This window comes from Serratia sp. CoH_134_PS_4, assembly GCF_058190535.1.
In genome coordinates this window covers 21,651-41,154 of record NZ_JBXWKI010000023.1, presented here as the reverse complement: position 1 = coordinate 41,154, position 19,504 = coordinate 21,651, and the positions used below count along the sequence as shown (strand labels likewise).

The window sequence follows — 19,504 nt, the reverse complement described above, 5'->3', positions numbered from 1 at the left end:
AAAGCGTGCGTATTGCCTGAAAACACAACCCGCTACGGGGGAGACTTACCCGAAATCTGATTTATTCAACAAAGCCGCTTATAGTGAGCAATTCTTTGATTACACATAATATACTTATAATGGAAATGCAATTCATGTTAATGAATTAGATTCGACTTTGACTTTCTTTTACAACCGAAGAGTGAAAAACAAGGGAACCCAACGAAGCGGAGCTTAGATGAGTTAGCCCTTGCTTATTAATTAGCGAATACGGACTTCATAATCAAATTTTACAAAGTAATCATTGTCACCGTAATCGGGACCACTTTCTATTTCTACAGGTTTAACAAGAATATAGGCATGTGGAGAGGAAAATATACCAATTTCATCTGTCTTGATTTTGGCGCAATAGTCAAAGTTGTAGGCACCGGGATCGTCTATGTCATCAAAGTTTTTAGCATAAATCGCATGAGCAAATTCAACAGGCATAATTGCATACCCGTAAACGGATTTTTTACCGCAAGTGTTAAAACGAATCGTTACACTTCTATGGTCAGTTTCAGATAACTGAATTTCAAAATCAACTCCATTTTTATGATAAAGTTTAGCACCACCTTTGGGACCAGTACCCTTTTCAAAAAAATTTTCAAATACAATATTCTCTTTTTTTATTCTTTCCCTTATGTCATGATTATAATCCTTGATTATGATCCCATTATCTTTTAATCGCTTCCAGCCCTTTCTATTAACAGTTACATTGTTATCATAGCTTCCTATGTATACTTTTTTTATTCCTGATTCGATGATTAAATCTGCACAGCATTGTTTTTTCTGAGTGTTAGACATTTCAATACAGGGTTCTAAAGTGGTAAATAAAATAGCCTCGTCAAGTTCAAAGCCATTGCTTTTTGCACTTTCAATAGCCATTCTTTCTGCATGAATACCGTTATCTCTAAATCCATATGAAATTATAGATTTGTTTAATACTATTATAGCTCCTACTTTTATTTTAGCAGTGCTTTTACATAATTGATTATAAGACTCTTCCATATAATGTATAAGTTCACTTTCTGTCATATTATCTCCTAATGTTCCTTTTTATTTACCGATGATTTATAAATTAAAAAATAATTTTGTTTACTATTTGAGGTTTTTATAATATCAATACACATAATAAATCTTTATTATTAAATTTAAAAGATTTGGATTAATGAAAAGGGGATTATTTTGTCTTTTTATTCAATGGCTTACTCAGGAATTCAGAATTACATTGCCATTGGTTGATTTTTATCCGCGAGCCTTGACAATTTGTTGTATAAAGAGGATAATTAGAGGGTATTTAAAGCGAGGTATCACCAAATGAATATTAAAAAAATATCAGAAGTTCAGCATTTTCTAATATCCAGAAGCGGAAATGTTACTGAAAACGATATGATACCAGTACCTACTGGACGAACTCGTGAAGAAACAAAAAGGCTTATCATGGAAGAACATGCACGAGCTGTTGCGGAACATCAGACTACATTAGTTAGTGTTGAATTGTTACATTATAACTAATGGTAATTATAATTTATGCCGGCAGAAGTTTTTTATCATAAAGATTTCCGTTCAAGCAGTGAAAAAAGTATTTATTTTACAGATTTTCTATCCTTGAACACTCAACAATTGGATTTGCTGGGTGATTTTATTGTTGCTGTAAAGTTTGGAGATGCTCTAAAAGGGAAAAATAAGCCTTCATGGACTGATGCTAATAATGTAAACATATCATCCCTTGCTTTAACATATTATAAAAGCTGTAATCTTTGGCACTATCATGTAGGACCATTTGCTACACATATAGTCAAAACAGAAAGTAAAATCAGAATTTTGAATATTTTAGGTCAGACTTCGTCTGCGATAGTTCATTATAAATGGTATGATCCAAGCACCAAGAAAAAATTATTAATAATTGCATTTAGCTCAGTTCACAACCCTTTTCCAGACCCCAAAGATATCAACAATCCTTTATCAAAAAGAAGTGGGTTTATTAAGTCGGATGATATGATTTCCGCTTAAAGTCAACCGCAATCACCATACAAAAATGTATACCATCAGTAAGCTAGAACCTACTTAGCAATCGCTTTCTGCCTCAATTTCAACAGTTTAACCATTGAAAAATGGTACTGCTGCATCATGGGCGTGTGTGAATCGAGCTTATTGGTGCTATTCATAAGATTACTGTTTCCAATCCATTGAATTTAAAGTTGGTTGTGATGTTGGGTGCCATCATTAGGGTTCAGGCCGTTGCAAAAAAACCACGCCGTGGGCTGGTGGTTGACGGCGGTAAGGATCAATAAGCCCTTAATACTGCCGCTATACTGGCCCAGCGGGCAATCGGCTGTCACAGGTAAAAATGGGGAGCTTTGCGCAAAGTTGGTTTTTAAGCCAGAGAATAGCGGTGCAATCGATAGAACGTATTTTTCGCTGTAATGTCATCAGAATATGGGGAAATAAGGACATTGCCTACAGGCGGGCTTGAGGTTGCCATCATTCATCAAGCCCGAGGGGAGTATCAGTGAGTGGCGGATGATAAAGGCAGGGGGAGTTGGTAAATGCGGAAGCTGTCGGGGACTTCGGCCTCGTGTCCGGCGAGTAAACGGTGGCGAATGCGGGCTTCGCTGACAAAGGCACAGCCCTGTGGGGTGATGTCCAGGTTGACCGGGGACTCCATACCTTCACGGATGATTTCAATGCGGTGTAAGCCAGTGCTACTCGGATCGGAAATTCGCAGGATTCTACCCTGACCGCTGTTAATCCCATTCTCGAGTACGATAAGAGAGCCGTCTGGTGCCAATCCCATTCCATCTGGGTTTTCGATGGTTCTTGGTAGCAGGATTTCTGACAGGCTCGGCTGTTCCTCCCCATAGCTCAGGGTGTAGAGCTTCCCGCTGCCAAAATTGGCAATCGCCATCACCTTGTCATCTATCAGAACAATACCTGCAGCGCCGATGCCACTGGGGCCAGCCAGGCGTTTGTCACGGAAAATTATCTGAAAATTGGCCTCCCCAGGACGAAGCCTCATGATGCTTCCTGCTTTGGTTTCTGTCAGATAAACCGTGCCATCTTTGGTGATAACCAAGTCATTACCCATTCCTCCTTCCGGTAAGGTTAGACTGCGGTTAATCGTCGCATCCGAGACATTCAGGGCAAAAACACGATGGGCACGAGTTTGTCCTGTGGGGAGGAAGTCCGGGGAGTTTCCCCATAACAACCCACGCTGTTCATCCAATCTCAGCGTGGTTGAGGCAAAAACCGTTTCGGCGCCGGAAAAAAAGGTCTCCCAATTCTCGTTCGGCCGTTTTCGCAAGATACGGCCGCTAGTCACTAAGCCAACATACAGGGTTCCGTCGGAAGCGCGGGCGATGCCATTAGGGTACAGCGCGCCTGGCGGTAAAGTCATGCTGGTCGGTGTGCAGGTGGCGTTTGGAGAAACGGCCGCGGAAGCCGCAGGCGTTGCGATGGCGAATAGTAGGGCTGTTAGCGCGGCCAGCGCCGTGCGATATCTTATTGCGTATAACATCCGGCCTCTCCTGAGTTTGATAAGGGTAGAGCGAAGTACTACCACCGTTGGGGGCGAGCGTGTTTGTTCATGGGAGCCTCAAGTGTTGCGAGTTCCTCATCTGACAGCGTGAGTGAGAGCGCTTTGAGTGCATCTTGAAGATGGTGTGACTTGGACAGGCCTACAATGGGGGCGGCAACTGACTCTTTGGCTAACACCCATGCAAGAGAGACCTGTGCCGTTGGTACGCCGCGGGCAGTCGCGATGGCTTCAACTGCCTTAATGGTGTGCTCCACTTCATTTCTGCCGCCGTACCAGCGTGGAGTTTGTTCGTCAGTTTCGGCCCGAAGCGTCCCGGCTTTTCTCGCGCCGGCCAGTAAGCCCCTTGCCAACGGCGACCAAGGGGTCAGGCTGACACCTTCCTCCAGACAAAGCGGGAGTAAATCCGCCTCATCCTCGCGTGTGACCAGGTTGTATTGGCTTTGCATGGAAATAAAGCTGGCCAGATTATTATGACGTTGAAACGCCAGTATTTTCATAAAACGCCAGGCGTGCATTGAAGACGCACCGAGGTAACGGATCTTGCCGGCACGCACCAGGTTATCGAGCGTTTCGGCCGTTTCCTCAATCGGGGTTTCCTCATCGAAACGGTGTATCACGAACAGATCGATATAATCTGTCCCCAAGCGTTGTAGCGAGGCATTAACGCTTTGAATGATATGTTTGCGTGATAGCCCGCGGTTGTTGGGGTGTTCGCTCATCGGGAAGAACGCCTTGGTAGCGATCACCATATCGTCGCGGCGCGCAAAGTCCTTCAGCGCGCGCCCGAGAATACGTTCGCTCTCGCCGGAGGAATAGATATTTGCAGTGTCGAAAAAGTTAATACCGGATTCCAGTGCATCCTGGATGAAAGGGCGAGCTTGCTCCTCCTGCAATACCCAAGGGCGCCAGGTCGGTTCCCCATAGGTCATACACCCCAGACAAAGTCTGGAAACTTTCAGGCCGCTATGACCAAGGCGAACGTAGTTCATCGTCTTACCTCCAGGGGCTGTCGATAGTGGTGGCTTTCAGCGCATTCCTGCGATGGTGTAACCGCCGTCGACCAAAATGCTTTGCCCGGTGACAAAGCGGGCGTCATCCGTCGAGAGCCAGACGGCGACATCGCCGATGTCTTCAGACTGGCCCAATCGTTGGGCAGGCGTATGCGAGATGAACGGGGTGAAAGCGGATGGATCAGATAGGCTGCTATGGGCCATCGGTGTGTCGATGATGCCGGGATTGATGTTGTTAATCCGGATAGCGTGATTGCCATATTCGAGTGCTATCGCACGGATCAGCGCATCGAGTGCTCCCTTGCTGGCAGAGTAACTTGATGAGCCAGCCAGCGCGCCTTTGGCAAGCCAGGACGAGGTATTGACGATCACACCGCCTGAGTTTTGCGCCAGAAAAGCCTCAACCTCGTACTTAATCGATAACCAGACGCCCCTGAGATTGGTGGCAATCACCGCATCGAAATCTGCGCTAGTTTGCTGATGGATAGGGACAAAATTGCCGAGAATGCCGGCGTTGTTGAAAGCGATGTCAAGCCGCCCGTAGTGAGAGGTCACTGTGGTGAGCAGGCGGCGGACATCCTCTTCTTGCGAAACGTCCGCCACGACGGCCAGCGCCTCTCCGCCAGCGAGCATAACCTCATGAGCAGTGGCATCTATCTCTGCGGAACGACGCCCAGCCAAAGCCACTTTTGCGCCTTCTCGCGCATAGGCCAGTACTGCGGCGCGTCCAATACCTGTCCCCCCTCCGGTGACCAGGACAACTTTGCCTTCCAGGCGTTTGTGCGGGGTGGTATGTACAGAATCAGCGTATTGAGTCATAGCATTAATACCCAGTGATTAAACACCTAACCATGCTATGTTGTTACGAAATGGATAACTATCCGTTAAAAATTCATCTCACTGTTAAATTATTTATATCAATCAAATGAAAAAAACCGACTTGTCAGGGCTGGCGGCCTTTGTGGCCATCGCCAAAGAGCGCAGTTTCAGGCGAGCCGCTGCCAGGCTTGGGGTTACACCGCCGACGCTCAGTCATACCATGCGCGATTTGGAGGCGCAGCTTGGCATTCGCTTGTTGAATCGTACCACCCGCAACGTATCAACAACTGAGGCGGGCGAGCATTTGCTGACGACGTTGGCCCCGCTATTTGCCGATATCGATACGGCGCTGGAGAGCTTGAATACCTTTCGCGATCGGCCACAGGGCGTGGTTCGGATCAATGCGTCCCGAACGGCTATCCAACTTGCGCTGGTGCCGCATTTGGGGCTCTTGGCCCGCGATTACCCCGGTATTACGCTGGAAATTGTGGCGGAAGAGGGATTTGCCAATATTGTCGAACAAGGCTTTGATGCCGGCATCCGGCTTGGCGAGGATCTACACAACGATATGCGAGCTGTGCGCGTCACGCCTGATTTACGTATGGCTATTGTGGCAACGCCTGAATACTTCCAACAGAATGGAAAGCCAAACCACCCCGAAGACCTGTTGAATCATCGCTGTATTGGATGGCGAAAGATTGCTTCGGGAGAGCTCTATAAATGGACGTTTAAAAAAGGCGACCAGATACTTTCCGTCTCGGTGAATAGCCCGCTGATATTTGATGATGCAAGACTGATGTTGCAAGCCGCATTAGCGCATGCAGGTATAGCGTTCGCCATCGAGGAAGAAGTAAAGGAACATCTGGCAGCAGGGCGGCTGGAGCGGGTGATGGCCGATTGGTGCGCACCCTTCCCAGGTTTTTATCTTTACTATCCGAACCGCAGAAACCACCCCGTCGCATTGACTACGGTAATTAACGTAGTGCGTTATCCCAGCCAGACGATCAGTCCCGAAGCGTAATCTTGCTCTGCCTGTGGCTGGTCCGTCGAATGCCTTTCCCTCAAAAACACCGACTCTTTGCCACCGCTTGTCTCGTCTTATCTTGATGATGCACGCTAATCAAGGGCGAACTATTTCTGTTCACCAATCAACCGATGAATGACCCTGCGCATGGAATTATCCATAAACATTCTGCATGTTTATAACTTATTGTTTATAATTGTTATTTGTTCATTTATGGCGAATAAATTCAGTAATTAAAGGTTGTTTGTGAGTCAGGTCACACTATTTTTTTATATGAAATGTGAAGAGGGTCAATCTGGTAGGTCAAGCAGAGACGGTTCTTTGTGCTGGTGGCTTACCGGTCCACTTCAATGCCTCCGTATACTGTCTGCAACCAGGGCAACGTAACGGAAGTTTTCATAAGGAATGTGCGTGAGGCAATAACTATTGCATCTGGCAAACAAATGACACGGGGCTTTTTTGATTATCTTGAGGGACTTGGTATGGAAAAGAAAAAAATCTATCTGTTTTGTTCTGCTGGTATGTCGACTTCCCTGCTGGTTTCAAAAATGAAAGCGCAAGCCGAGAAGTACGAAGTGCCGGTGATCATTGCCGCTTATCCTGAGGCGCTGGCGGCAGAAAAGGGCGCTGAAGCAGATTTGATCCTGCTGGGGCCACAGATTGCCTACACGCTCGCCGAAGTGCAAAAACAGTTACCCAATAAGCCCGTCGAAGTGATCGACTCCGGTTTATACGGCAAGCTCGATGGCCTTGGGGTGTTGAAGGCTGCGGTCGCCACCATCAAAAAAGCTAACCAATAAAGGGGTCTGCCGTGAATACGTTAATTGCCTCGTTGGAAAAGGTCATACTGCCTTTTGCTGTGAAAATTGGTAAACAGCCCCATGTTAATGCCATCAAAAACGGGTTCATTCGTTTAATGCCACTGACGTTGACTGGGGCGATGTTCGTTCTGATCAACAACGTGTTTCTCAGTTTCGGTGAAGGATCATTCTTCTTTTCATTGGGGGTGCGGCTGGATCCGTCCACCATTGAAACGCTCAATGGCTTGAAGGCCATCGGAGGCAGCGTTTATAACGGCACCTTGGGCATTATGTCCCTGATGACGCCATTTTTTATCAGTATGGCTTTGGCTGAAGAGCGTAAGGTCGACCCATTAGCGGCAGCGTTGCTGGCGGTGGCTGCCTTTATGACTGTTACCCCGTTCAGTGTCGGAGAGGCCTATGCCGTTGGCGCTAACTGGCTAGGGGGTGCCAACATCATTTCTGGTATGGTGATCGGCCTGGTCGTGGCCGAGATGTTTACCTTTGTGGTTCGCCGCAACTGGGTGATCAGCCTGCCAGACAGTGTACCTTCTTCAGTGTCGCGCTCGTTCTCTGCACTGATCCCGGGCTTCCTCATTTTGTCCATCATGGGCGTGCTGGCTTACTGCCTTACGCTGTGGGGAACCAACTTCCACCAAATTATCATGGACAGCATCTCTGCGCCGTTGGCGAAAATGGGCAGCGTGGTGGGATGGGTATATGTCATGTTCTCCTCACTGCTGTGGTTCTTCGGGGTGCATGGTTCGATGGCATTGGCTGCGTTGGACAGCGGTATCATGACGCCATTCGCATTGGAAAACGTCGAACTTTACAACAAGTACGGTTCTGTTGAAGCTGCGGTGGCTGCGGGTAAAGAGTTCCACATGTGGGCGAAGCCATTCGTTGACTCCTACATCTACCTGGGCGGGACAGGTTCAACGCTGGGCCTGATTATCGCTATCTTTATTGCTTCACGCCGCGAGGATTATCGCCAGGTCGCTAAGCTGGCAACGCCATCAGGCATCTTCCAGATCAACGAACCCATCCTGTTCGGCCTGCCAGTCATCATGAACCCAGTGATGTTTATTCCGTTTATTCTGGTTCAGCCGGTATTGACGATTATCACCACGGTGGCTTATTACACCGGGTTGATTCCGCCAATCACCAATATTGCACCCTGGACCATGCCGGTGGGTTTGGGGGCATTCTTCAACACCAACGGCAGTATCGTCGCCATGCTGTTGAGTTTCTTCAACCTGGGTGTAGCGACCCTGATTTACCTGCCGTTCGTCATGATCTCCAACAAAGCACAGAGCCAGATCGATCAAGCGACGGAAAGCGAAGAAGACATCGCCAAGGCGTTGAAATTCTAACTGCAGTCTGGGGCAGACTTTTCTGCCCCAGTTTTAGAGGGCCTTTGGATGAACTATCAATTTGCTGACGATTTCTGGTGGGGCAGTGCCACCTCTGCACCACAGTCGGAAGGGGCATCTGCACGGGATGGCAAAAGCCAAAATATCTTCGATTACTGGTATGGGATTGCACCTGAGCGTTTTCATCATCAGGTTGGCCCGTCCGAAACCTCCACGTTTTATGACAATTTCCAACAAGACATCCAGCTGTTAAAGACTCTCGGACATAATACTTTCCGAACCTCCATCTCCTGGTCTCGATTGATCCCGCAGGGGGATGGTGAAGTGAACCCAAAAGCAGTGGCTTTTTATAATGCGATGATCGACAGCCTGCTAGCCCAAGGCATCACGCCATTTATCAATCTCTACCACTTCGATATGCCAATGTGTATGCAGCAGCAAGGGGGCTGGGAAAATCGGGCCGTTGTTGAGGCTTATGCCCGTTACGCCAGAATCTGCTTCAGCTTGTTTGGCGATAGAGTCACCCATTGGTTCACCTTTAATGAGCCGATTGTACCGGTGGAAGCTGGGTATCTGAACGACCTGCATTATCCTTGTGTGGTCGATTTCAAAAGAGCGATCGCGGTGGCGTATCACAGCGTTTTGGCTCATGCCAAAGCGGTGAGTGAGTTCAGGGCGTTGGGTAATGCAGGCACAATAGGCATTATTTTGAACCTGAGCCCGACTTATCCTCGCTCGAACAGTGAAGAAGATCGCGTGGCGGCGCATTATGCGGATCTGCTGCTGAATAAGAGTTTCCTCGACCCGGTAACCAAGGGGCGCTACCCGGACGACCTGGTGAATTTACTGCGCACCCATGATCTGTTGCCGCAGACGATGCCGGAAGACGCGCAGCTGATTGCCGACGGGGTCGTGGATATTCTGGGTGTCAATTACTACCAACCGCGTAGAGTCAAATCGAAGGAAGGCTACCGGGCGGAAGACCCAGTGACCATGCCGGAGGATGTGTTCAGCTTCTACGAGATGCCGGGACGCAAGATTAACCCGCACCGTGGCTGGGAGATCTATGAGAAAGGCCTGTATGACATCCTGATGGATCTGAAGGAAAACTACGGCAATATTCCCTGCTATATTTCAGAAAACGGTATGGGCGTTGAGGGGGAAGAGGCTTTTATCGGCGCCAACGGCCGGGTGGAAGATGATTATAGAATCGATTTCATTCGCGACCATTTGAAATGGCTGCATCAGGCATTGTCAGAAGGTTCCAACTGCAAAGGCTACCATTTATGGACCTTTATTGACTGCTGGTCCTGGCTGAATGCCTACAAGAATCGCTACGGGTTAGTGCGGCTGGAGCGAGAAAGCCAACAACGCACGATTAAGAAAAGCGGTTATTGGTTTGCCGAGACAGCCAGGCAAAATGGCTTTGACTAATGAGGGCGCACGCGGTGTCTGAGAACCTGGTTTCGCTAAATGCGAACGACGTTAAGCTGATTCGGGAGCAGGATTTCTTTAACTGCAAAGACTTCCATTTGTTTATCTATAACAAAGTGGAAAGCGCTACCGGGCTACATCAGCATGACTACTACGAGTTCACTATCGTCCTGAGCGGTAAATGCTACCAGGAGATTAACGGCAAACGAGTGCTGCTGGAGCGAGGGGACTTTGTTTTTATCCCTATTGGTTCGCATCATCAAAGTTTTTATGAGTTTGGCGCCGCAAAAATCTTCAACGTGGCTATCGGCAAGGTTTTCTTTGAAGAGAACTATCTGCAACAGTTGCCACGTTGTTTCGTCGCTTCTCAGGCGTATAGCCTGAAGAATGAATTCCTTGCGTATATTGAGTCGGTGGTGGGGTCACCGCAGTTTCGCGAGGATGATTTTGCTGAGTTTCTGGAAACACTGACCTTTTATATCATCAGCCGTATTCGCCACTATAAAGAAGATAGCGGCGAGGGGGGTGATATCCCGCAGTGGCTGAAGAATACGTTGGCAGGCATGCATGATAAAGCGATGTTCGGTGAAAAAGCCTTGCTCAATATGGTTGAATTATCGGGGAAAACGCAGGAATACCTGACTCGGGCAATGCGGCGTTATTACCATAAAACGCCAATGCAGGTGATCAATGAAATCCGCATCAACTTTGCCAAAACGCAGCTTGAGGTCACCAACTATTCGGTTTCGGATATTGCCTTTGACTCTGGTTATGGCGACGTGAGCTTATTTATTAAAAACTTTAAAAGACTTACGGAAGTGACGCCAGGTAATTACCGAAAAAAGTTCTACGGCCCGATTTAGGGCCGCTCCCGATAAGCATTAACGCTGATATTCCGAATACCTTCAGGCCGGCAATAGCCTGACAAAATAAATTTCTTTGCTTAAGCGAAGGGGAACTGCCGTACCTGACGGACGGTATTCCCTTGCCAAAAATTTGTTAAATGGATGCCAAAATGGAAAAGTTACTGATAGTGAATGCCGACGATTTTGGTCTGAGCAAGGGCCAGAATTATGGCGTTATTGAGGCGTTTCACTATGGCGTTGTCTCTTCAACTACTGCGATGGTCAATAGCACGGATATACTGCATGCCGCCAGGCTCAGTCAGCTTTATCCTGGGTTACAGATTGGTCTGCACTTTGTCTTGACCCATGGGCATCCGCTGACCGCCATGCCGTCGTTGGTGAATGAACGTGGGGAACTGGGCAAGTGGCTATGGGAAAGGGCCGAAACTGCACGGCTTGATCTGAATGAAATCCATGATGAGTTGGTGAGCCAATACGACAAATTTATTGCCGTGTTTGGTCGCGCGCCAACCCACATTGATAGCCACCATCATGTGCATATGCTGCCGCAGATTTACCCGCTGGTGGAGGCATTTGCCCAATCCAAATCCATCCCATTGCGCATAGGGCGCCAGGACGTGGAACGACAAGATATTCCGTTGCACTACGATCACAGCACCGAGTGGTTTGATGCTGGTTTTTATGGTGAAGGGATATCCGAGGCGTTGTTTTTGCAGGTGCTTGAACGTACTGACCAGCGCGGTGCGAGATCGGTAGAGATGATGTGCCATCCGGCGTTTCTGGATAAAACCATTTTGGCGAGCAAGTATTGCTACCCGCGGCTTGCCGAAGTGGAGGTGTTGACATCGCCAGGCATTAAAAACGCGATAGCGGAGCGTGGCTATCGTTTGGGCTCTTTCCTGGATCTGTAATAACTTACAGCATCGAATGCGCTTTTTTCAGCCCGGTATCCTCATCGGGATCGGCCCCTTGGGGGATAGGCGTTTCAGATTCCTCTTCCCCTGATGCGTCCGTGTCCTGTCGTTCTATCGGATCAGGGGCCGCTTCCGGTGGTGGCATAGTGTCATGGATGATCTGCTCATCAAACGTTGGGTTCAGCGCTGGGGACAACGGGGAACTGGTCAGGCTGTCCGGCAGGGGAATATGGGGTAATGGTGCATCCTGCACGAACTGCGATTCGTCCTGTTTTACCGTCCGGCTGAAGGCGACCAGCAACACACCGCAAAGCGCGAAGAAGGCATACAGAATATTGCCACCCAATGGCTCAATCAGCGCACCGACAGCCAAAGGGCCGATACTGGCACCGACCCCGAAGGCCATCAGTAAACAGGCCGCCAGAGAAACGCGCCGTTCCGGTTCGATCAAATCGTTCGCCAGAGCGACCACCAGTGGGTACAGCGTGAACTGCAACATGCTGACGATAAAGCCCAACACCAGCAACACCGGGAAGTCAATGTGCGGCACCAGTGCCAGCGGCAGTGATGCGACGATCAATAAAATAGCGTTGATACGCATCAACAGTGTGCGGTTGTAGCGGTCCGACAGCCAACTGAGCGGGAACTGGGCCACCAGCCCGGCAAAGATGGCTATCGCCATAAACAAGCCAGTCTGCTGAGTGGTCAGCGTTTGCATACTCGCGTACACCGGCGCAAGCCCATAGAAAGAACCGACCACCATACCGATCACCAATGTGGTCGCCAGTACTTTGGGTATAGCACCGATAAAATAGCGCAGCTCCATCGGCGCGGGTGACATATGGCGGGCGTTGGTGCGGGTTGTCAGGGCGATAGGAACCAAGCACAGCGCAAAGCACAGGGCGATAACCAGCAACGTGGCGATGCCAAGATTGGTCTGCAGCATTAAGACCACCTGGCCCAATGACATGCCCAGATAGGTGGCTGCCATATAGAAGCCGAAAACCATGCCGCGTTGGTTGGATTCCGCCTGATCGTTCAGCCAGCTTTCCAGCACCATGAATTGACACATCATGCACAAGCCGATAATCAACCGCAGTACGACCCACACGGGGATGTATTCCGTCAGTCCGTGCCCCAGCACTGCGGCCGTGATTATACCGGCACAGGAGACGTAGGCGCGGATATGCCCGACGCGAGCAATCAGAAAATGACCGACTTTGCCGCCGATCACCAAGCCGATATAGTTGGCGGCGATAAGCGCACCGATCAACGCACCGGTTACGTGGATAGAGGTTAAACGCAAGGATATGTACGTCGTGAGTAGCCCTGAACCCAATAGCATGAGTAGGGTGGTGGTATACAACGGAAAGAAAACACCTAACGTTTTTTTCACTCTATCATCCTAATCTTTTATTCTGATTTGCCCTGGAGCTGGCTATGCTGGTGGCATAGGCAATCCGGTGATATCCCTCATGCAAAACACTGCCCGTTAACTCGGGCCTTACCTTCGATACTAGCAGTTTGGCCCGCGGCTTAACACCGCACCCCTTGCGAAGTGCCGCGCATTTCTGTCATCACCCCCCTCAGGCAAGGTTGATAAATGCTACTATCGGGCGCATATACCTTGATTCGCTAAGGAGAGGTCATGAGTGAAAACCAACTGCGTAAACTCAGCATGGTGGTAGGGGAAAAACTGAAGGCCAATGGTCAGTGGATCACCTGCGCGGAATCTTGTACTGGCGGCGGTATCGCCAAAGCAATCACTGATATTGCCGGCAGTTCCGCCTATTTCGATCGTGGTTTTGTCACCTACAGCAATACCGCGAAACATGAGATGCTGGGCGTGGCTGAAGACACATTGGCGGCGCACGGTGCAGTGAGCGAAGAAGTGGTGCGTGAAATGGCGCAGGGAGCATTGCATGCGGCACGGGCCAACGTGGCACTGTCGGTCAGTGGTATTGCCGGACCGGATGGCGGCAGTGCGGAAAAACCGGTGGGTACTGTCTGGTTTGGCTTCGCTGAACGCTCTGGGCGGGTGTTGGCGCGTAAGATGCATTTTGCCGGCGATCGTGATGCAGTGCGGCTTCAGGCGACGATTTTCGCGCTGCAAACCGCCCTTGATGAATTTTTGTAAAATTAGGCTTGATACTGTATGACCATACAGTATAATTAGTGACATTTCCTGCACAACATACATTCAGTGGCAGTGTGGGGTAACACCGACATTGCGTAACGAAGGAGCAAAAATGGCTATTGATGAGAACAAGCAAAAGGCGCTAGCTGCGGCACTGGGCCAGATTGAGAAACAGTTCGGCAAAGGCTCCATCATGCGTCTGGGTGAAGACCGTTCTATGGACGTAGAAACGATCTCCACCGGCTCACTGTCACTTGATATCGCATTGGGTGCGGGCGGCCTGCCAATGGGTCGTATCGTTGAAATTTACGGTCCGGAGTCTTCCGGTAAAACGACGCTGACCCTGCAGGTTATTGCTGCGGCGCAGCGCGAAGGCAAAACCTGTGCGTTCATCGATGCCGAGCATGCGCTGGATCCGGTTTATGCGAAAAAGCTGGGCGTTGATATCGACAACCTGCTGTGTTCTCAGCCGGATACGGGTGAGCAAGCCTTGGAAATCTGTGACGCTTTAACCCGCTCTGGCGCGGTTGATGTGATCATCGTTGACTCCGTAGCCGCGCTGACGCCAAAAGCAGAAATTGAAGGCGAAATCGGCGACTCACATATGGGTCTGGCAGCACGTATGATGAGCCAGGCCATGCGTAAGCTGGCCGGTAACCTGAAAAACGCCAACACGCTGCTGATTTTCATCAACCAGATCCGTATGAAAATCGGTGTGATGTTCGGTAACCCGGAAACCACCACCGGCGGTAACGCATTGAAGTTCTACGCTTCTGTCCGTCTGGATATCCGCCGTATCGGCGCGGTGAAAGAAGGCGACGAAGTCATCGGCAGTGAAACCCGCGTTAAAGTGGTAAAAAACAAAATCGCAGCTCCGTTCAAGCAGGCTGAGTTCCAAATCCTGTACGGTGAAGGCATCAACAGCCGTGGTGAGCTGGTCGATCTGGGCGTTAAGCACAAGATGATCGAGAAAGCGGGCGCTTGGTATAGCTACAACGGCGATAAGATTGGCCAAGGTAAGGCAAACGCCTGTAATTTCTTGAAAGAAAACCCTGCAGTTGCCGCTGAGTTGGATAAAAAACTGCGTGACCTGCTGCTGCACAGCAGCGGTGAACTGGTTTCTGCAACTAATGAAGGCTTCGACGATGAAGCTGAAACCAGCGAAGAGTTTTAATCGCTGCTGATGTTCGTGAGTGCCGTTGTGTAAGGCAGCACGAACATCAATTTAATCAGGCTTGAATAATGAATGACTTGCTAAGCCGCGCCATGCGCCTGCTGTCGCAACGCGATCATAGTGAAGCTGAACTGCGCCGCAAGCTTGCGGCGCAGCCATTTATGGCGAAAGCCAAATTCGGTACCAAAACCCCCGCATCCTCTGCCCCTGTTCCTGAAGAACCCATTGATCCTGCCGTTATTGAACAGGTCATCGCTTATTGCTATCAGCATAATTGGCTAGACGATCAACGTTTTGCCATCAGCTACATTGGTAGCCGCAGCCGTAAAGGCTATGGCGCGCAGCGAATCCGTTCTGAACTGATGCAAAAAGGCGTGGATAAAGAGCTAACGCAGGCCGCGCTGGCAGAGTGCGATATTGACTGGTGTGAGCAGGCCAAACAGGTGGCGCAGCGTAAATTTGGCGACAAGCTACCAACGGACTGGAAAGAGAAAGCCAAAGTGCAGCGTTATCTGCTCTATCGTGGCTTCTTCCAGGAAGAAATTCAGTCAATTTACCGTGATTTTGCGCAATGAACGCACACGGGGTTTTACTTCCCCTTGAAGAAAATTTATCTTATCCCCACTTTTTGTTCGTGAGCTAGATGTCATCGTCAGGATGTCACGTATCTTGCTCACGTGTCGTTATTCTAGCCTTTCCGGGAAAATTATGAGCAAGAGCACCGCTGAGATCCGTCAAGCGTTTCTCGATTTCTTTCATAGTAAGGGCCATCAGGTTGTAGCAAGCAGCTCCCTGGTGCCTGACAATGATCCGACATTGCTGTTTACCAATGCCGGCATGAACCAATTTAAAGATGTTTTCCTGGGGCTGGACAAGCGCGCCTATTCCCGAGCGACGACCTCACAGCGTTGCGTGCGGGCGGGCGGTAAGCATAACGATCTGGAGAACGTCGGCTATACCGCACGTCACCATACCTTCTTTGAAATGTTGGGTAACTTCAGCTTCGGCGACTATTTCAAACACGATGCCATTAGTTACGCATGGGAACTGCTGACCGGTGAAAACTGGTTTAACCTGCCGAAAGAAAGGCTGTGGGTGACCGTCTATGAAACCGATGACGAAGCCTTCGACATCTGGCAGAAACAGATTGGTGTACCGGCAGAACGCATTATCCGCATCGGCGACAATAAAGGCGGGGCTTTTGCCTCCGATAACTTCTGGCAGATGGGCGATACCGGTCCATGCGGCCCATGCACCGAGATTTTCTACGATCACGGTGATCACATTTGGGGTGGTCCTCCGGGTAGCCCGGAAGAAGACGGCGATCGCTATATTGAGATCTGGAACCTTGTGTTCATGCAGTTCAACCGTCAATCAGACGGTACCATGTTGCCACTGCCAAAGCCGTCGGTAGATACCGGTATGGGCCTGGAGCGTATTGCCGCAGTATTGCAGCATGTTAACTCCAACTATGAAATTGACCTGTTCAGCAAGTTGATTGCCGCAGTGGCCAAGGTGACGGGTGCGACAGATTTGAATAACAAATCTCTGCGCGTTATTGCCGACCATATCCGTTCTTGTGCCTTCCTGGTTTCCGACGGTGTGACGCCATCGAACGAAGGCCGTGGTTATGTGCTGCGCCGCATCATTCGTCGTGCTGTTCGCCATGGCAACATGCTGGGCGCGAAAGACAGCTTCTTCTACAAGCTGGTTGCGCCATTGATCGACGTAATGGGGCCGGCAGCCGACGAATTGAAGCGCCAGCAGTCACTGGTTGAGCAAGTGCTGAAAACCGAAGAAGATCAGTTTGCGCGCACTCTGGAGCGTGGTTTGATCCTGCTGGACGAGGCGCTAGCCAAGCTGGAAGGCGATACTCTGGATGGCGAAACCGCATTCCGTTTGTACGACACCTATGGTTTCCCGATCGATCTGACTGCAGACGTGTGCCGTGAACGTGGCCTGAAAGTGGATGAAGCTGGTTTCGAACAGGCAATGGAAGCACAACGCCGTCGTGCGCGTGAATCCAGCGGCTTCGGTGCTGACTACAACAGCATGATCCGTGTTGATGGTGCCAGCCAATTCAGCGGCTATGACCACGAACAACAGCAATCAACGGTGACCGCGTTGTTCCGCGATGGCCAGCCAGTGGATGAGATCCACGCTGGTGAAGAGGCCGTAGTGGTGCTGGATGAGACCCCGTTCTACGGTGAGTCCGGTGGTCAGGTTGGCGACAAAGGCGTGCTGAAAGCTGCGGGTGCTGATTTTGAGGTAAGCGACACTCAGAAATACGGCCAGGCCATCGGCCATCAGGGCAAGCTGTCTCAGGGGTCTCTGAAAGTGAAAGATCGCGTTGACGCGCAGATCGACAAGGTTCGCCGCAATCGTATTCGCCTGAACCACTCTGCGACGCACTTGCTGCATGCAGCATTGCGCCAGACGCTGGGTGAGCACGTAGCGCAGAAAGGCTCGTTGGTTAACGATAAATACCTGCGTTTCGACTTCTCACATTTCGAAGCGATGAAGCCAGAGCAAATTCGTGCGGTGGAAGACTTGGTTAACCAGCAAGTGCGCCGTAACCTGCCTGTGCAAACTGAAGTAATGGCGCTGGAAGATGCCAAAGAGAAGGGCGCAATGGCGCTGTTCGGTGAGAAGTACGACGACAGCGTGCGTGTACTGACCATGGGTGACTTCTCGACTGAACTGTGTGGCGGTACTCACGCCAGCCGTACTGGCGATATCGGTTTGTTCCGGATCCTCAGTGAGTCAGGGACTGCTGCGGGTATCCGTCGTATTGAAGCGGTAACCGGTGAAGGTGCGATTGCCACTCTGCATCAGCAAAGCGATCTGTTACAGGACGTTGCGCATCTGGTGAAAGGTGACAGTAACAACCTGACGGACAAAGTGCGTATGGTGCTCGATCGCACCCGCGCGTTGGAGAAAGAGCTACAGCAGTTGAAGGACCAGCAGGCGGCTCAGGAGAGCGCATCGTTGTCCAGCAAGGCGAAAATGGTTAACGGCGTACGCCTGTTGGTCAGCCAGCTTGATAACGTTGAGGCCAAAATGCTGCGCACCATGGTTGATGATCTTAAAAATCAATTGGGTTCTGCGATTATCGTGCTGGCCACTACGGCTGATGATAAGGTGAGCTTGATTGCTGGCGTGACCAAAGATCTGACCGACCGAGTGAAAGCCGGCGAGCTGATCGGTAACGTAGCACAGCAGGTTGGCGGTAAAGGGGGCGGACGCCCTGATATGGCGCAGGCCGGGGGAACAGATGTCAGTGCCCTGCCAGCGGCATTAGACAGCGTAGAGGCCTGGGTGGCCTCGAAACTGTGAATATAAATAAATAGCACTTACAAACGCCATAACTCATTACTGATTATGGCGTTTTTATACTGTGCTAACACAATTTGGTTACAATTCCGGGAACAAAGTTTTTCAGGTCGGCTAAACTTATCATTATCTGAGGTGAGACCAAGTCTGCTTACATTTATTGTGGGTAACATGACTTACGTTTTCACAGCATATGATGGATAATGACGGGGAAACTGAGAGACCCGACTCTTTTAATCTTTCAAGGAGCAAAGAATGTTAATTCTGACTCGTCGAGTTGGTGAAACCCTCATGATTGGCGATGAGGTCACGGTCACAGTGTTAGGGGTCAAGGGCAACCAGGTTCGTATTGGTGTGAATGCCCCTAAAGAGGTGTCAGTTCACCGCGAAGAAATCTATCAGCGCATTCAGGCAGAGAAGTCTCAACAGACGACTTACTGATTTCGAAGCAGCGTCTCGTTGCTCAGCGAGACGCTACTGCGCTTTTTTATACCCATCACAAACCATTCCCTGTCTTCTTCTGCAAAATCTTCCTGCTCTCTCCTTCACTTTGTTTGCTATTTCACTGTAGCGGCTTGTTGATAAAACACTCTTTTTGCCGTGAAATCGCCCATGTTGAGCGTGAATTGTGCAAACGCACGTGAGTTGGGAAAAATTGTTTGACTTAAAAGTCGGAGAAAGTAATATGTGCGCCACGCAGTGCCGATGAGCTTCTCTAAAGCAAGTTAGGCACAATTCGAAAGAAGCGTATGGTGAGGTGGCCGAGAGGCTGAAGGCGCTCCCCTGCTAAGGGAGTATGCGGTCAAAAGCTGCATCCGGGGTTCGAATCCCCGCCTCACCGCCATTTGCATCCATAGCTCAGCTGGATAGAGTACTCGGCTACGAACCGAGCGGTCGGAGGTTCGAATCCTCCTGGATGCACCATATTTTGCAGTATGGTGGGGTAGTAACAACGTACCATACGGTATCAAAAAAGAATTCCTGTGCATCCATAGCTCAGCTGGATAGAGTACTCGGCTACGAACCGAGCGGTCGGAGGTTCGAATCCTCCTGGATGCACC

General features: G+C 49.8%; 18 protein-coding genes and 3 tRNA genes. 16 read left to right on the top strand and 5 right to left on the bottom strand.

Going from position 1 to position 19,504, the window contains the following annotated elements; all coding sequences use genetic code 11:
- Positions 1 to 240 precede the first annotated feature (240 nt).
- Positions 241 to 1,056, bottom strand: a complete 816-nt coding sequence (locus AC2FCQ_RS23840) for a deaminase (protein WP_490309112.1) — start codon at positions 1,054 to 1,056, stop codon at positions 241 to 243.
- Between the two features lie 282 nt (positions 1,057 to 1,338).
- Here AC2FCQ_RS23840 and AC2FCQ_RS23835 point away from each other — a divergent pair, with 282 nt between their 5' ends.
- Positions 1,339 to 1,536: a hypothetical protein gene (locus tag AC2FCQ_RS23835; protein WP_490309113.1), complete on the top strand. Its 198-nt coding sequence runs from the start codon at positions 1,339 to 1,341 to the stop codon at positions 1,534 to 1,536.
- A 15-nt stretch (positions 1,537 to 1,551) separates the two neighbouring features.
- Positions 1,552 to 2,034 carry a hypothetical protein gene (locus AC2FCQ_RS23830; RefSeq protein WP_490309114.1) on the top strand — a complete coding sequence of 161 codons (483 nt, stop codon included), beginning with the start codon at positions 1,552 to 1,554 and terminating at the stop codon, positions 2,032 to 2,034.
- Positions 2,035 to 2,530: 496 nt separating this feature from the next.
- Here AC2FCQ_RS23830 and AC2FCQ_RS23825 read toward each other — a convergent pair whose 3' ends face one another.
- From AC2FCQ_RS23825 to AC2FCQ_RS23815, 3 genes are read right to left on the bottom strand one after another with little or no spacing between them, the layout of a single operon-like run.
- Entirely contained in the window at positions 2,531 to 3,538 is a 1,008-nt protein-coding gene (locus AC2FCQ_RS23825) for an NHL repeat-containing protein (protein ID WP_265555766.1), read from the bottom strand.
- 38 nt (positions 3,539 to 3,576) lie between these two features.
- On the bottom strand, positions 3,577 to 4,548 hold the full coding sequence (locus tag AC2FCQ_RS23820) for an aldo/keto reductase (RefSeq protein ID WP_490309115.1): 972 nt from the start codon (positions 4,546 to 4,548) through the stop codon (positions 3,577 to 3,579).
- 36 nt (positions 4,549 to 4,584) lie between these two features.
- The gene (locus tag AC2FCQ_RS23815; protein ID WP_209635202.1) at positions 4,585 to 5,388 is read right to left on the bottom strand and encodes an SDR family NAD(P)-dependent oxidoreductase; all 804 of its coding nucleotides are present in this window, start codon (positions 5,386 to 5,388) and stop codon (positions 4,585 to 4,587) included.
- 106 nt (positions 5,389 to 5,494) lie between these two features.
- Here AC2FCQ_RS23815 and AC2FCQ_RS23810 point away from each other — a divergent pair, with 106 nt between their 5' ends.
- The 6 genes from AC2FCQ_RS23810 (at position 5,495) to chbG (ending at position 11,796) form a co-directional block, all read left to right on the top strand.
- The gene (locus AC2FCQ_RS23810; protein WP_209635204.1) at positions 5,495 to 6,409 is read left to right on the top strand and encodes a LysR family transcriptional regulator; all 915 of its coding nucleotides are present in this window, start codon (positions 5,495 to 5,497) and stop codon (positions 6,407 to 6,409) included.
- Positions 6,410 to 6,894: 485 nt separating this feature from the next.
- Entirely contained in the window at positions 6,895 to 7,212 is a 318-nt protein-coding gene (locus AC2FCQ_RS23805; RefSeq protein WP_209635206.1) for a PTS sugar transporter subunit IIB, read from the top strand.
- 11 nt (positions 7,213 to 7,223) lie between these two features.
- Positions 7,224 to 8,585 (top strand): PTS N,N'-diacetylchitobiose transporter subunit IIC, encoded by a 1,362-nt coding sequence (gene chbC, locus AC2FCQ_RS23800; protein ID WP_209635208.1) that lies wholly within the window; start codon positions 7,224 to 7,226, stop codon positions 8,583 to 8,585.
- A gap of 48 nt (positions 8,586 to 8,633) precedes the next feature.
- Positions 8,634 to 10,019: a glycoside hydrolase family 1 protein gene (locus AC2FCQ_RS23795; protein WP_490309116.1), complete on the top strand. Its 1,386-nt coding sequence runs from the start codon at positions 8,634 to 8,636 to the stop codon at positions 10,017 to 10,019.
- Positions 10,019 to 10,882 carry a transcriptional regulator ChbR gene (chbR, locus tag AC2FCQ_RS23790; RefSeq protein ID WP_209635212.1) on the top strand — a complete coding sequence of 288 codons (864 nt, stop codon included), beginning with the start codon at positions 10,019 to 10,021 and terminating at the stop codon, positions 10,880 to 10,882. The genes AC2FCQ_RS23795 and chbR overlap by 1 nt, the downstream gene beginning before the upstream one ends.
- A gap of 152 nt (positions 10,883 to 11,034) precedes the next feature.
- On the top strand, positions 11,035 to 11,796 hold the full coding sequence (gene chbG, locus AC2FCQ_RS23785; RefSeq protein ID WP_265555762.1) for a chitin disaccharide deacetylase: 762 nt from the start codon (positions 11,035 to 11,037) through the stop codon (positions 11,794 to 11,796).
- Between the two features lie 4 nt (positions 11,797 to 11,800).
- Here the strand turns inward: chbG and AC2FCQ_RS23780 are convergent, their stop codons facing one another.
- On the bottom strand, positions 11,801 to 13,195 hold the full coding sequence (locus AC2FCQ_RS23780; RefSeq protein ID WP_209635216.1) for an MFS transporter: 1,395 nt from the start codon (positions 13,193 to 13,195) through the stop codon (positions 11,801 to 11,803).
- A 252-nt stretch (positions 13,196 to 13,447) separates the two neighbouring features.
- Between AC2FCQ_RS23780 and pncC the strand changes: the two genes are divergently transcribed.
- The 8 genes from pncC (at position 13,448) to AC2FCQ_RS23740 (ending at position 19,502) form a co-directional block, all read left to right on the top strand.
- Complete coding sequence (gene pncC / locus AC2FCQ_RS23775; protein ID WP_265555761.1) at positions 13,448 to 13,936, top strand: nicotinamide-nucleotide amidase; 489 nt, start codon at positions 13,448 to 13,450, stop codon at positions 13,934 to 13,936.
- 112 nt (positions 13,937 to 14,048) lie between these two features.
- A complete protein-coding gene (gene recA, locus AC2FCQ_RS23770; protein WP_209635219.1) occupies positions 14,049 to 15,110 on the top strand; it encodes a recombinase RecA in 1,062 nt (353 codons plus the stop codon).
- A gap of 68 nt (positions 15,111 to 15,178) precedes the next feature.
- Positions 15,179 to 15,685 carry a recombination regulator RecX gene (recX, locus tag AC2FCQ_RS23765; protein WP_209635221.1) on the top strand — a complete coding sequence of 169 codons (507 nt, stop codon included), beginning with the start codon at positions 15,179 to 15,181 and terminating at the stop codon, positions 15,683 to 15,685.
- A gap of 133 nt (positions 15,686 to 15,818) precedes the next feature.
- Positions 15,819 to 18,446: an alanine--tRNA ligase gene (gene alaS / locus AC2FCQ_RS23760; RefSeq protein WP_209635222.1), complete on the top strand. Its 2,628-nt coding sequence runs from the start codon at positions 15,819 to 15,821 to the stop codon at positions 18,444 to 18,446.
- A 252-nt stretch (positions 18,447 to 18,698) separates the two neighbouring features.
- Positions 18,699 to 18,884, top strand: coding sequence for a carbon storage regulator CsrA (gene csrA, locus AC2FCQ_RS23755; protein WP_004091602.1), 186 nt, complete (start codon positions 18,699 to 18,701; stop codon positions 18,882 to 18,884).
- A gap of 310 nt (positions 18,885 to 19,194) precedes the next feature.
- A tRNA-Ser gene (locus AC2FCQ_RS23750) sits at positions 19,195 to 19,287 on the top strand.
- 3 nt (positions 19,288 to 19,290) lie between these two features.
- Positions 19,291 to 19,367: transfer RNA gene (locus AC2FCQ_RS23745), tRNA-Arg, on the top strand.
- A gap of 61 nt (positions 19,368 to 19,428) precedes the next feature.
- Positions 19,429 to 19,502 (top strand) — tRNA-Arg (locus AC2FCQ_RS23740).
- Positions 19,503 to 19,504: the final 2 nt, after the last annotated feature.

Excerpts from the sequence above, each read along its gene's own strand:
- chbR (WP_209635212.1), top strand. The coding sequence starts at position 10,019 with ATGAGGGCGCACGCGGTGTCTGAGAACCTGGTTTCGCTAAATGCGAAC.
- AC2FCQ_RS23825 (WP_265555766.1), bottom strand. The coding sequence starts at position 3,538 with ATGTTATACGCAATAAGATATCGCACGGCGCTGGCCGCGCTAACAGCC.
- AC2FCQ_RS23810 (WP_209635204.1), top strand. The coding sequence starts at position 5,495 with ATGAAAAAAACCGACTTGTCAGGGCTGGCGGCCTTTGTGGCCATCGCC.
- AC2FCQ_RS23840 (WP_490309112.1), bottom strand. The coding sequence starts at position 1,056 with ATGACAGAAAGTGAACTTATACATTATATGGAAGAGTCTTATAATCAA.
- AC2FCQ_RS23830 (WP_490309114.1), top strand. The coding sequence starts at position 1,552 with ATGCCGGCAGAAGTTTTTTATCATAAAGATTTCCGTTCAAGCAGTGAA.
- pncC (WP_265555761.1), top strand. The coding sequence starts at position 13,448 with ATGAGTGAAAACCAACTGCGTAAACTCAGCATGGTGGTAGGGGAAAAA.
- AC2FCQ_RS23795 (WP_490309116.1), top strand. The coding sequence starts at position 8,634 with ATGAACTATCAATTTGCTGACGATTTCTGGTGGGGCAGTGCCACCTCT.
- AC2FCQ_RS23815 (WP_209635202.1), bottom strand. The coding sequence starts at position 5,388 with ATGACTCAATACGCTGATTCTGTACATACCACCCCGCACAAACGCCTG.
- recA (WP_209635219.1), top strand. The coding sequence starts at position 14,049 with ATGGCTATTGATGAGAACAAGCAAAAGGCGCTAGCTGCGGCACTGGGC.
- recX (WP_209635221.1), top strand. The coding sequence starts at position 15,179 with ATGAATGACTTGCTAAGCCGCGCCATGCGCCTGCTGTCGCAACGCGAT.
- AC2FCQ_RS23835 (WP_490309113.1), top strand. The coding sequence starts at position 1,339 with ATGAATATTAAAAAAATATCAGAAGTTCAGCATTTTCTAATATCCAGA.
- AC2FCQ_RS23820 (WP_490309115.1), bottom strand. The coding sequence starts at position 4,548 with ATGAACTACGTTCGCCTTGGTCATAGCGGCCTGAAAGTTTCCAGACTT.
- chbG (WP_265555762.1), top strand. The coding sequence starts at position 11,035 with ATGGAAAAGTTACTGATAGTGAATGCCGACGATTTTGGTCTGAGCAAG.
- AC2FCQ_RS23805 (WP_209635206.1), top strand. The coding sequence starts at position 6,895 with ATGGAAAAGAAAAAAATCTATCTGTTTTGTTCTGCTGGTATGTCGACT.
- alaS (WP_209635222.1), top strand. The coding sequence starts at position 15,819 with ATGAGCAAGAGCACCGCTGAGATCCGTCAAGCGTTTCTCGATTTCTTT.
- csrA (WP_004091602.1), top strand. The coding sequence starts at position 18,699 with ATGTTAATTCTGACTCGTCGAGTTGGTGAAACCCTCATGATTGGCGAT.